Source organism: Paractinoplanes globisporus DSM 43857, assembly GCF_000379645.1.
Lineage (GTDB): Bacteria > Actinomycetota > Actinomycetes > Mycobacteriales > Micromonosporaceae > Actinoplanes > Actinoplanes globisporus.
Map to the genome: position 1 here is coordinate 1 of NZ_KB903344.1, position 12,371 is coordinate 12,371.

Here is a 12,371-nt window from a genome sequence, read left to right on the forward strand (position 1 = left end):
GCCGCAGCAGGCACCGCCGCAGCAGGCACCGCCGCCGCAGTTCCCGCCGCAGCAGGCACCGCCGCAGCAGGCACCGCCGCAGCAGGCACCGCCGCAGCAGGGACCACCGCCGCAGGCACCTCCGCCGCCGCAGCAGCAGATGCCCCCCGGCCCCTACCCGCCGGCGATGGCCCCGCCCCCCGCCCGGCCGGCCCCGCCGCAGCAACAGCCCCCGGTCGACCCCTTCCAAGATCTCCCGTGGGTCTCCGACGGCACCCCCACGGCCGAGGAGTTCGCCCGCCGCCGCCTGGCCAAACCGGCCGAGCCGACCGCGACCATGGGCGCCCGAGCGATCGTCAACAAGACCGCGATGGGCCTGGTCAAGCTCTCCCCGAGCCGCCGCGAGCAGGAATACAAGCAGGACGTCGAGATGGTCCGCCGCAACTTCGGCGGACTGCGGCAGGTCACCGTGGTCAACCCCAAGGGCGGCGCCGGCAAGACCGTGGCCGTCCTGCTGCTGGCCATGACCTTCGGCCAGAAGCGCGGCGGTTACGTGCTGGCCTGGGACAACAACGAGACCCAGGGCACCCTCGGCATGCGCGCCCAGCAGGACTTCCACGCCCGTACGGTGCGCGACATGATGCGCGACCTGCACCTGTTCCGCGGCGCGCACGGCCGGGTCGGCGACCTCTCCCAGTACGTCCGCGCCCAGGGCGAGGGCATGTTCGACGTGCTCGCCTCCGACGAGTCCGCGACGGCCGGCGAGATGCTCACGGCCGGCGCGTTCGCCGAGATCCGCGAGATCGTCAGCCGGTTCTACAAGCTGATCTTCGTGGACACCGGCAACAACGTACGCGCGCAGAACTGGCAGGCGGCGATCGACGCCACCGACCAGCTGGTGATCACCATGTCGGCCCGGAACGACTCGGCCGAGACCGCCGCCCGGATGCTCGACCACCTCGAGCAGAGCGGCCGCCAGCGGCTGGTCCGCCAGGCCGTCTCCGTGGTCTCGATGCCGCCGACCCGCAAAGACATCGACCTGCCCGCGATCCAGCGCCATTTCGCGGCCCGCACCCGGGCGGTGCTGATGGCGCCGTACGAGAAGCTGATCGACTCGGGCGAGCCGCTGCGCTACGGCCAACTGTCGGCGAACACCCGGGATGCCTGGCTGAAGATCGCCGCCGCGGTGGCCGAGGGCCTCTGACCATCCGCGGCGACGAAGGAGCGTCTCAGGTCAGTGCGTCGGCCGCGGCCGGGTCGCTGTCCCGCAGGAACTGGGCGCAGCGGGCCGCCTCGTCGGCCTCGCCGATCTCGGCGGCGGCCTGCGAGAGGGTGTGCAGGCAGCGCAGGAAACCTTGGTTGGGTGCGTGCGACCAGGGGATCGGTCCGTGGCCCTTCCAGCCGTTGCGGCGCAGGGCGTCCAGGCCGCGGTGATAGCCGGTGCGGGCGTAGGCGTAGGCGGTGACGGGCTCACCGGCGTCGAGCGCGTCGGCGGCGAGAGCGGCCCAGCCGCCGCTGAATGCCGGGTACTCGCCGGCGACCTTCTTGTAGGCCTCGGCGGTGCCGGTCTCGGCGGCCTTGGCCAGCGCGTTTTCGGCCTCGGCGTCGGCGGGCAGCAGCGTGGCCGGCGGCTCGGGAAGCAGATTCTGCATAACCTCATTCAACCGGCCGCACCGGGATGGATTCCCGCCGGGGCCAACTTGTCGATCAACCTTGCCGCCTTTCGCGGGCTGACTACCCTACGGGGATGCCCGGAGATCCACTGCACCCCGTGGTCGGCGGGGACATCCCGTTCGACGCCAGCCCGCTCGAGGTCGAGTCGCGCGCCGAGTTCGATTCGCATCTGGCCAAAGGCTCGCTGGCCGGCCTGGTGATCCTCGGGCTGCGGCTGGACCTGGACCCGCCCGACTTCACCGAGGTCTACGTGAACGACGCCCTGTTCGTGGGCTGCCGCCTGCCGAGCGAAGAGGTGGAGATCGACCTGATCCGCCGCGGGGCGCACCTGGTGCCGCCCTTCGACGCCCGCCCCTACCCGACCCACCCGGCCACCCTCTACACGCCCGAGGACCTCAGTTTCGGCTTCGCCCATGACGGTTTCGCCGGAATGTACGACACGATGGTCTACCGGCATTTCCTCGAGCACGGCGGCGCCGGCCCGGACATCCGCGAGGCGCTCGCGCAGCGGCTGCACGACGCCGGCATCGACAACGCTCTCGGCAAGGCGCTGGCCTCCTGGGCGGCTAACCACGAGGCGAAGGCCGCCGTCGGCATCATGGGCGGCCACGCGGCGCCCCGTGGCTCGGCGCCCTACCGGATGGCGGCGACGCTGGCCTGGCGGCTCGCCTCGATCGGCCGGCTGATCGTGACCGGCGGCGGCCCCGGCGTGATGGAGGCGGCGAACCTGGGCGCGTACTTCGCCACCCGCCCGAACACCGAGCTGGTGGCGGCCGTCGATCAGCTCTCGGCCGCTCCGCACTTCGACGATCACGACCCGTACACGGCGGAAGCTCTGGCGGTGCGAGCGGCCTATCCGGCGCCGCCGACGGCGGTGGCCGACGTCGTGGGAAAGCTGCGGCACGGCGGTCTCGCGCTACCGACCTGGCTGTACGGGCATGAGCCGGCCAACCTGTTCGCGGGCCAGATCGGCAAGTACTTCTCGAACGCCGTCCGCGAGGACTCGATCCTGCGCCTCTCCCGCGGCGGCATCGTCTTCGCGCCCGGCTGGGCCGGCACCGTCCAGGAGATCTTCCAGGCGGCCACGAAGACCTTCTACCAGACCGACGGCCCGTCGGGCGCCTTCGTCTTCCTCGGCGTCGACCACTGGCGCGAGCTCCCGGTCGAGGCCCTGCTCCGACCGTTGCTGGCCAGGTCACCGCACGGCGACCTGTCGCACCTGATCGTCGTCACCGACTCGCTCGACGTCGCCATGGCCGCCTTGTCGCGATAGAACGCAATAAAAGCGGGGGTCAGGCGATGTGAACGCGCCGCCAGTTCGTCGCGGGAAGATCAGTTTCCGGTACGTCGGTGAGCCCGTTCTCGTCCATCGCGTTGTAGATGGCGAGCCGCGCGCCCTCGAACAGGAACTCGATCGCGTGCAGGATCCGCGGCCGCCACTGCGCCACCGTGACCAGCTCGATCACGTTGACCGCCTTGAGGATCTTGCCGCGGGCCCGGCGCAGCGCCGTGTGCGGATCGGGACGCCAGTCGAAGTGCTCGTACCAGTCGACCGGCTGGTTCAGATCGATCTCGTCCCAGGTGATCGCGCACTCGTCGAACTTACGATGCGTGATCTCGACGTGCGTGGTTCCAAAATCGAGGATCACCGGACCGTCGGCGAACCAGCCCCGCTCGGCCATGTCCCACATGAGCCAGCCGGACCGCAGTTTCCGGCCGACGAGCCGCACGAACCGGGTGCGATGAACGGCCGCGAGGGCTTCCGCGTCGTGGTGCCACGCGGGCTCATAACCCTCGATACCGAGCACGATCATGATCCTCCGGGTAGGGAGGGACGATCGTACACATACCAGCGAGTAACCCGGCAACACGAGAAAGGCCGACCCCCACCAATTGGGGACCGGCCTTCCCGGACGATTACTTCGAAAGAGTGGTACCGGTCGAGCGGAGGTTCTCGCAGGCCTCGACGACGCGCTTGGCCAGGCCGTTCTCGGCGAGCTTGCCCCAGGCACGCGGGTCGTACGCCTTCTTGTTGCCGACCTCGCCGTCGATCTTCAGAACGCCGTCGTAGTTCTTGAACATGTGGTCGGCCACCGGACGGGTGAACGCGTACTGCGTGTCGGTGTCGATGTTCATCTTGACCACGCCGTAGTCGAGGGCGCCGTGGATCTCGGACAGCAGCGAGCCGGAACCGCCGTGGAAGACCAGGTCGAACGGCTTCTCCTTGCCGTACTTGGCGCCGACCGCGTCCTGGATCTCCTTGAGGATCTCGGGGCGCAGCCGCACGTTGCCCGGCTTGTAGACGCCGTGCACGTTGCCGAAGGTCAGGGCGGTCATGTACCGGCCCTTCTCGCCCAGGCCGAGCGCGGCGGCGGTGGCCAGGCCGTCCTCGACGGTCGAGTAGAGCTTGTCGTCGATCGCGGCCGAGACGCCGTCCTCCTCGCCGCCCACGACGCCGACCTCGATCTCGAGGATGATGTGCGCGGCCGCGGCGTCGCGCAGCAGTTCCTCGGCGATCTGCAGGTTCTCGTCGACCGGTACGGCCGAGCCGTCCCACATGTGCGACTGGAACAGCGGCGCGCGGCCGTTGGCGACCCGCTCCTTGCTGATCGCGAGCAGCGGCCGGACGTACTTGTCCAGCTTGTCCTTGGGGCAGTGGTCGGTGTGCAGCGCGATGTTGACCGGGTAGTTCTTGGCGACCTCGTACGCGAACTCGGCGAGCGCGACCGCACCGGTGACCATGTTCTTCACCGTGGGGCCGGAGACGTACTCGGCGCCGCCGGTGGAAATCTGGAGGATGCCGTCGCTGCCGGCCTCGGTGAAGCCCTGCAGGGCCGCGTTGAGGGTCTGCGAGGACGTCACATTGATCGCCGGATAGGCGAACGCGCCGGCCTTGGCGCGGTCGAGCATCTCGGCGTAGACCTCGGGAGAAGCGATGGGCATCGGTGCGCTCCTAGCTGAAAGTGCGTACGAAGACAGAGGGCAGGACCGCGCTGTCCTCCAACGGGCAGTATTCCGCAGTCGCCGGAAGGAGGGGAAAGCGCCCCGAAACTTGGCCGGTTTGCGCGCATGCTGGAGGGGAAGGGAGCGTGACATGACGTACCCGGAGAACATCGACCTGGAGATCCCGGAGGCGGACGCCGCCGAACAGGCCGCCGCCGCGAGGTTCGAGGACGACGACGGCGAGCCGGAAACGAGCCTGGACGACGAGACTCCCGAGTGGGACGCCCAAGAGCAAGGACGCGTGGTGGAGCTGGAGGACGACGAGTACCGCTGACAATTCGGTCGCCGCAACGGATTTACCCGCCAGATCATTAGGGCGTGCTGCTCACTCTGACGACGACCCACGCGCCCGCGACCGATCTCGGCTACCTCCTGGTCAAGCACCCCGGCCGGGTGCATTCGTTCGACGTGCCCACCGGCACGGCGTACGTGATGTACCCCGAGGCGACCGACGACCGGTGCACCGCGGCGCTGCTGCTCGACGTCGACCCGCAGCGGCTGCGGGACCAGCGTGACCCGTTCGACCTGGGCCAGTACGTCAACGACCGCCCGTACGCGGCCTCCAGCCTGCTCGCGGCCGCGCTCGCCAAGGTCTTCCGCAGCGCCCTGCGCGGCGCCTCGAAGGACCGCCCCGAGCTGGCCGCCGAGCGCATCCCGCTGGAGATCCGCGTCCCGGTGCTGCGCGGCACCGTCGAGTTGGCCACCCGCCTGTTCGCCCCGCTCGGCTGGGAGGTGGCGGCCGAGCCGATCCCGCTGGAGCCGGAGATCGGTGGCGACAGCCGCTATCTCGACCTGCTCCTGACCGGCACCGTCCGGCTCGCCGACGCCCTCAACCACCTGTACGTGCTGCTGCCCGTCCTCGACGACGCGAAGCACTACTGGGTCGCGCCCGACGAGATCGAGAAGCTGCTGCGCTCGGGCGAGGGCTGGCTGGCCGCCCACCCGGAGAAGGTGCTGATCGCCCGTCGCTACCTGGCACACAAGCGCGCCTTCGCCGACTCGGCCCTGAAGCGGCTGGAGGTCGACGACGTCGTCTCCGCCGAGGAAGATCAGCTGCCGGTCGCCCGCAAGGCGCCGCTGGCCGAGCAGCGCCGGGACGCGGTCCTCGCCGCGCTGGCCGACGTCGACGCGGCCCGGGTTCTCGACCTCGGCTGCGGCGGGGGCGCACTGCTCACGGCCCTGGTCAAGGACCGGCGATTCACCGAGATCGTCGGCTGCGACGTGTCGGCGAAGGCGCTCGACGTCGCCGCTCGCCGGCTGCGGCTCGACCGGCTGCCCGAGCGGCAGCGCGACCGCGTCAAGCTCTGGCAGTCGGCGCTGACCTACCGCGACGACCGGCTGCGCGGTTACGACGCGGCCGTGCTCATGGAGGTCATCGAGCACGTCGACCCGCCACGGCTGCCGGCCCTGGAGGCGAGCGTCTTCGGCCACGCCAAGCCGCGCGCGGTCGTCGTGACCACGCCGAACGCCGAGTACAACGTCCACTACGAGGGGCTGACCGGGATGCGCCACTCCGACCACCGCTTCGAGTGGACCCGCGCCGAGTTCCAGGCGTGGGCTTCCAAGACCGCCGACACGTACGGCTACCGCGTCTCCTTCCGCGCGGTCGGCGAGGAGCACGAGACCACGGGCGCACCGACTCAGCTGGCACTGTTCGAGGGGGAGGCATGATCGACGTACCGGAGCTCGCGCTCGTCGCGCTGGTCGGCATCTCCGGATCCGGCAAGTCGACCTTCGCCAGGAGCCACTTCCTCCCCACTCAGGTGCTCTCTTCCGACTACTTCCGCGGCCTGGTGGCCGACGACGAGAACGACCAGGCAGCCTCGGCCGAGGCGTTCGACGTGCTGCACTACGTAGCCGGCAAGCGCCTGGCCGCCGGGCGGCTCACCGTCGTGGACGCCACCAACCTGCAGCCGCACGCCCGGGCCGGCCTGGTCAAGGTCGCCCGCGAGCACGACGTGCTGCCGGTCGCGATCGTCCTCGACGTGCCCGAGGCGCTGGCCTGGGAGCGCACCCAGGGCCGTCCCGACCGCACGTTCGGCCGTCAGGTGCTCACCCGCATGCACCGGGACCTGCGGCGCTCGCTCGGGTCGCTGGCCCGCGAGGGCTTCCGCAAGGTGCACGTGCTGCGTGGCGCCGACGAGATCGCGTCGGCCGAGATCCGCTACGAGAAGCTCTTCAACGACAAGCGGGAGCTGACCGGGCCGTTCGACATCGTCGGCGACGTGCACGGCTGCATGTCCGAGCTGCTCGTGCTGCTCGGCAGGCTCGGCTACGCGGTGGAGCGCGACGACGCCGGGCGCGCGGTGAACGCCGTGCACCCGGAGGGCCGTACCGCGGTCTTCGTGGGCGACCTGGTCGACCGCGGCCCCGACTCGCCGGGCGTGCTGCGCCTGGTCATGGGCATGGTCGCGGCCGGCTCGGCGCTCTGCGTGCCGGGCAACCACGAGCAGAAGCTGGCCCGCAAGCTCAACGGCCGCAACGTCCAGCTCACCCACGGCCTGCCGGAGACCCTGTCGCAGCTGGAGCGCGAGCCGGAGGCGTTCGTCGCGGAGGCCAAGGCCTTCATCGAGGGCCTGGTCAGTCACTACGTGCTGGACGGCGGCAACCTCGTGGTCGCGCATGCCGGCCTCAAGGAGGCCTACCAGGGGCGGGCTTCCGGCCGGGTGCGCAGCTTCGCGCTCTACGGCGAGACGACCGGCGAGACCGACGAGTACGGCCTGCCGGTCCGCTACCCATGGGCGCGCGACTACCGGGGCTCGGCCGCGGTCGTCTACGGCCACACGCCGACGGTGTCGCCGGAGTGGATCAACAACACGATCTGCCTCGACACCGGTTGCGTCTTCGGTGGGTCGCTGACGGCACTGCGCTGGCCGTCGCGCGAGCTGGTCGCGGTGCCGGCCGCGCGGGAGTACTACGCGCCGGTGCGCCCGCTGTCCGCGCCGGAAAGGCCTGACGAGGGCCTCGACATCGCGGACGTGACGGGCCGTCGCCACATCGACTACACATATGGCCGTACGACGGTAGCCGCCGAGAACGCGGCGGCAGCGCTGGAGGTGATGAGCCGGTTCGCGCTGGACCCGGCCACGCTGGTGTGGCTACCCCCGACCATGGCGCCTTGCTCCACGTCGACGATCGAGGGCTACCTCGAGCACCCGTCCTCGGCGCTGGCCGACCTGCGCGCGGCCGGGGTCGACAAGGTGGTGTGCGAGGAGAAGCACATGGGTTCCCGGGCGGTGGTCCGCGTCTCGCGTACGGGCGTGGGCGACGCCATCTGGACGCGCACGGGCCGGCCGTTCTTCGGTCCGGAGCTCGACCGGCCGCTGCTCGACCGGGTCCGCGCGGCCGCCACGCCGCTCTTCGCCGAGCTGGCCACCGACTGGCTGCTGCTCGACACCGAGCTGCTGCCCTGGTCGGCGAAGGCGGGCGGGCTGATCCGGGAGCGCTACGCCGGAGTGGGCGCGGCCGGGCGGCACGCTCTTCCGGCCGCGCTCGCGGTGCTCGACCAGGTCGCCGCGCGCGGCCTGGACGTGACGGCGCTGCGTGACCGGATCGAGCTGCGCGCCTCCGAGATCGACGGCTACTCGGCGACCTATCGGGCCTACGTGAAGCCGACCGACGGTCTCGCCGGGGTCACGCTCGCGCCGTTCGCGCTCCTGGCCGGCGCCAACACCACGTACGGGAAAAAGGATCATGGTTGGCACCTGGCGCACGCGGACCGCCTGGTCGCGGCAGACCCGGAGCTCTTCACGCCGACCCGGCGGCTGGTCGTCGAGCTCGGCGACCCGGCGGCCGAGGCGGACGCGACCGACTGGTGGCTCGCGCTCACCGCGGCGGGCGGCGAGGGCATGGTGGTCAAGCCGTACGCGGGCCTGGCCGCCACCGACGACCGGGGCCGGCTCGTGCAGCCCGGGGTGAAGTGCCGCGGCCGGGAGTACCTCCGGATCATCTACGGCCCGGAGTACACCCGCCCCGAGCAGCTGGCCGGCCTGCGCAAACGCAACCTGGGCCGGAAGCGGAGCCTGGCGCTGCGCGAGCACGGGCTGGGGCTCGCGGCGCTCGACCGGCTGGCCGAGGGTGCGCCGCTGTGGCGCGTGCACGAGCTGGTCTTCGCGATCCTCGCGGCCGAGTCCGAGCCGGTAGACCCGCGTTTGTGAAAAGTTATCCACAGGATTTGTTCAGCAAACCGATAGCAGTTGGCCGGTACCCTGGCTCCTCGTGGACATCCATGCGCTCACCGAGCAGCTCGCCCTCAACCCGTTGGACCCGCAGGAACTGATTCACACCTTCGGGCTCATCGGCGTGGTCGCGATCATGTTCGCCGAGACCGGCCTGCTGGTCGGCTTCTTCTTCCCCGGCGACTCGCTGCTGTTCCTGGCGGGCGTGGCGTCCTCACCGGTGGCCGACTCGCTCTTCGGGGAGAACACCCGCATCTCGTTCGTCGGCCTGCTGATCTTCGCACCGATCGCCGCGATCGTGGGCGCCCAGCTGGGCCACTGGCTCGGCGCCCGCTACGGCCGGCGGATGTTCGACAAGCCCGACTCCAAGCTGTTCAAGCGGGAGTACGTGGAGAAGGCCGAGTACTACTTCGAGAAGTTCGGCCCGGCCAAGGCCGTGGTGCTCGCCCGCTTCATCCCGATCGTCCGCACGTTCCTCAACCCGGTGGCCGGCACGCTCGGCATGCCCGCGGGCAAGTTCTTCCTGTGGAACGTGGTGGGCGCGATCCTCTGGGTCGACGGCATCCTGATCATCGGGCACGCGCTCGCGCAGCAGATCTACGACGCGGTCGGCGACAAGATCGACCACTACATCCTGCCGGTGGTCGCGCTGATCGTGCTGATCTCGGTGCTCCCGATCCTGATCGAGATCCTCCGCGAGCGGAAACACAAGAAGAACGCCGGCTCCGCCGACGGCCCTGAGCCGTCCGCGGCGATCGGCGTTGTCGCCGCGGCGAGCATCGCGGGCATCGTCGAGTCGATCAGCGACGACGACGAGGACGAGGAGCCGCGTACGCCCCGGTCACACCGCCGGCACTGAGTCTTTGTTCTCCACGCCGGCGGGATCACCCGCCGGCGTTTCGCTTTCTCGGGCACTCAGACCGAGACCGCGGCCGAGCCGGTCAGCCGGTCGACGAACTCCTCGGGGCAGTCCCGGAGGTTCTCCAGGCGGCCGGCCGCGAGCGCGCGGTAGGTCAGCTGGGCGGCCTCTTCGAGGTTGCGGGCCCGTTTGTGGGCGAGCTCGACCGAGTCACCCATGACCACGCAGCCGTGATGGCTGAGCACGAGGCAGTCGGTGCCGTCGGCCGCCATCGCCGCGGTGAGCGCCGCGACCTCGGTGCCGCCGGGCAGACGGAACGGCACCGTGGAGACCCGCCGGAGGTAATAGGCGTGGTCGGTGGTGACGATCCGGATGTGCTCGCCGAGCGCGTCGAGCAGCAGCGCCGTCTGCGGGTGCAGATGGATGACCGCATTGACGTCGGGGCGCGCACGGTAGAGCGCAAGGTGCAGTGCGAGCTCGCTCGTCGGCTCGACGCGCGACGGCGGCATGGCGCCGATCGTCGCGGGCTCGCCGTCGGCGATCCGCACGCTCGCGAACGTGCCCCGGCTGAGACGGTCGAGCCAGGAGCCGCTAGCGGTCACCCAGATCGCGTCCTCGTCGGGAATCCGCGCGGACACGTTGCCGCCCGATCCGACGACCAGACCCGCCTGGACCACGTCGTAGCCCACGTGCGCGAGCTGGTCCCGCAGATCGCCCGGAACGTAGTTCATCCGTTACTCCTCGAATCCGGGGGTGGACTGAGGGGCGGAGGACTTCAGCCTGGCGCCACGCCCCCATAGCCGGTGACGCCAGGCGTTCCCGCTTTGCCGCGAGCGGTCAGCGCGCCTTCTTGGTGGCCCGCTTACGCGGCGGGGTCAGCAGGTCGGCGATGGTCGCGATCGCCGTCGGCACGAGGCGGTAGTACGCCCACACACCGCGCTTCTCGCGCTCGAGGAGGCCTGCCTCGGTCAGGATCCGCAGGTGGTGGCTCACGGTCGGCTGCGAGAGGCCCAGGGGGGCCGTAAGGTCGCAGACGCACGCCTCGCCGTCCGTTGCGGACTGAATGAGGCTCAGCAGCCGAAGCCGGGCCGGGTCGGCAAGCGCCTTCAAGACACCCGCCAGCCGCTCGGCGTCGGCACGTTCAATTGGCTCGCCGGCAAGCGGCGAGATCTGAGGCATTGTCATTTCCGCCAACGCAGTTCCCACGATCTCCATCCTTCCACCACGTGCATCGATTCTCCTGCATGTGCACAGGAACGAACCGGCTAACTTTCAGGCCGTAAGGCCGATATCGATCACCTTGTCGGTCGATCGAGGGACGGCCGGCAATCCGAACTCCCGAACAACCTTCATCGCGGTACCGACTCCGGTCTCTGCCTCCTGCAACGCCTCAGCCGCCGTCTGGTCGCTGCCCGTGCGTGTCGGGCTCTCGATCCCCGCCCCCAGGGTGAGGAGCCCCACATTGTCAATTCGTCGATCCGTTTCGGGTCACTGATCCGTTTTCGGCAAGGTCCGCACCAACCTCGCCGTCGTCATCTAGCCACGGTGCGCGATCTCTCGACCGGGGCGGCCCGGCGCGAGAAGTTCACGACCCGATGAAAGCACGGCACCACGCTCCGCGACGGGCAATTCAGTGATGAATTTACGCAGGTCGTGGCGTGCTTCCACGCATCGAGCGTACTGGCTGGAACGCAACAGGCACCTTTCGCCCCGCGGGGGCGGAAGGCGACTATTGACACACAACATTGGGTCGATCTGAAAATAAACTTTACAGTGACGGTGGTCCCTTTCGCCCGTTCCCGGAACCATCGATGCAGCTCAAAGCTCCTATGTCCCGCGTCACATGCCCCCGGGCCGACAAGTCACCCGGTCGTGGCGCTGGGAAGGTGCTGTGAATCGTGCGTTCCGACGTTTACCCATCCAGCGAAAAACACCCTCCGACCGGATGGCCAAGAACTACCCGGACAGCCGATAGGGTGACGTCGCCCGAGGAGAAAGTTACCCGTTCGGGTGACCCACGGCGGTCGATACGAGACAGGCCGTGACCAGTTACTCCGCCGGCCGAGACCAGAAGTCGTCGCCCTCCGGGCCCTTCGCCGGGGCCCGCCCGGGGTCGCCGCCGGGGGCACCGTCACCCTCCCGGGCGAACGTTTGATCAGAATCAACCCCCGCGGGCCGAGCGAAGGGCGAATCTTCGTCGGCTTTCATGCCGGTTTTCTCCGCCACTTTCGCACCGGCGTTCTCCGCGATAGCCGCGTTCTCCACCGTCCCCGCGTCAACCAACCGCTTTTCCGCGCCCCCAAGCGACGACTCCGCGGCGTTCCCGGCCCCGAGCGACGACGTCCCACCGGACCCGCTATCCGACCAGCTGCCGGGCGCAGAGTCCCCCTGAGGCGGTTCCAACGCCGCAGCGGTGGCCGGGCCAGGCTGATCACCGCTCGCGCCCGCAGGGTGGAACTCAGGCCGCGACCCACCGTCAGCCGCCGTCCCCGACCGGACCTGCGACCCCGACGCGGGCCCGCCCTGCGGCGCTGACGCAGACTCAATCTGCGGCGCCGGAGTGGGCTCGCCCTGCGGCGCCGGAGTGGGCTCGGCCTGCGGGATCGCCGCGGCGGACCCGGCCTGCGGGACCGCGGCGGACCCGGCCTGCGGGATCGCGGCGGACCCGGACTGCAGGG

Annotated in this window: 11 protein-coding genes; 6 read left to right on the plus strand and 5 right to left on the minus strand. The window is 70.1% G+C overall.

What is annotated here, in order from left to right:
- A partial coding sequence (locus tag A3CQ_RS0144285; RefSeq protein WP_020517409.1) for a MinD/ParA family ATP-binding protein occupies positions 1-1,183 on the plus strand: 1,183 nt, incomplete at its 5' end.
- 25 nt (positions 1,184-1,208) lie between these two features.
- On the opposite strand, the gene A3CQ_RS0144290 is transcribed toward A3CQ_RS0144285, so the two are convergent.
- Positions 1,209-1,631, minus strand: a complete 423-nt coding sequence (locus A3CQ_RS0144290) for a DUF3151 domain-containing protein (RefSeq protein ID WP_020517410.1) — start codon at positions 1,629-1,631, stop codon at positions 1,209-1,211.
- Between the two features lie 95 nt (positions 1,632-1,726).
- Between A3CQ_RS0144290 and A3CQ_RS0144295 the strand changes: the two genes are divergently transcribed.
- Positions 1,727-2,926, plus strand: a complete 1,200-nt coding sequence (locus A3CQ_RS0144295; RefSeq protein WP_026206882.1) for an LOG family protein — start codon at positions 1,727-1,729, stop codon at positions 2,924-2,926.
- Between the two features lie 19 nt (positions 2,927-2,945).
- Here A3CQ_RS0144295 and A3CQ_RS0144300 read toward each other — a convergent pair whose 3' ends face one another.
- Positions 2,946-3,467: a hypothetical protein gene (locus A3CQ_RS0144300; protein ID WP_020517412.1), complete on the minus strand. Its 522-nt coding sequence runs from the start codon at positions 3,465-3,467 to the stop codon at positions 2,946-2,948.
- Between the two features lie 103 nt (positions 3,468-3,570).
- Entirely contained in the window at positions 3,571-4,596 is a 1,026-nt protein-coding gene (gene fbaA / locus A3CQ_RS0144305) for a class II fructose-bisphosphate aldolase (protein ID WP_026206883.1), read from the minus strand.
- A gap of 151 nt (positions 4,597-4,747) precedes the next feature.
- On the opposite strand from fbaA, the gene A3CQ_RS0144310 reads away from it, so the two are divergent.
- The 4 genes from A3CQ_RS0144310 (at position 4,748) to A3CQ_RS0144325 (ending at position 9,693) form a co-directional block, all read left to right on the plus strand.
- Positions 4,748-4,930, plus strand: coding sequence for a hypothetical protein (locus A3CQ_RS0144310; protein WP_020517414.1), 183 nt, complete (start codon positions 4,748-4,750; stop codon positions 4,928-4,930).
- Between the two features lie 44 nt (positions 4,931-4,974).
- Complete coding sequence (locus A3CQ_RS0144315; RefSeq protein ID WP_020517415.1) at positions 4,975-6,327, plus strand: 3' terminal RNA ribose 2'-O-methyltransferase Hen1; 1,353 nt, start codon at positions 4,975-4,977, stop codon at positions 6,325-6,327.
- Positions 6,324-8,813, plus strand: coding sequence for a polynucleotide kinase-phosphatase (locus A3CQ_RS0144320; protein ID WP_020517416.1), 2,490 nt, complete (start codon positions 6,324-6,326; stop codon positions 8,811-8,813). Before A3CQ_RS0144315 ends, A3CQ_RS0144320 begins: the two co-directional genes overlap by 4 nt.
- Positions 8,814-8,874: 61 nt before the next feature.
- The gene (locus tag A3CQ_RS0144325; RefSeq protein ID WP_020517417.1) at positions 8,875-9,693 is read left to right on the plus strand and encodes a DedA family protein; all 819 of its coding nucleotides are present in this window, start codon (positions 8,875-8,877) and stop codon (positions 9,691-9,693) included.
- 56 nt (positions 9,694-9,749) lie between these two features.
- Here A3CQ_RS0144325 and A3CQ_RS0144330 read toward each other — a convergent pair whose 3' ends face one another.
- Positions 9,750-10,424: a class II aldolase/adducin family protein gene (locus tag A3CQ_RS0144330; RefSeq protein ID WP_020517418.1), complete on the minus strand. Its 675-nt coding sequence runs from the start codon at positions 10,422-10,424 to the stop codon at positions 9,750-9,752.
- Between the two features lie 106 nt (positions 10,425-10,530).
- Positions 10,531-10,908 carry an ArsR/SmtB family transcription factor gene (locus A3CQ_RS0144335; RefSeq protein ID WP_014440216.1) on the minus strand — a complete coding sequence of 126 codons (378 nt, stop codon included), beginning with the start codon at positions 10,906-10,908 and terminating at the stop codon, positions 10,531-10,533.
- Between the last annotated feature and the right edge of the window lie 1,463 nt (positions 10,909-12,371).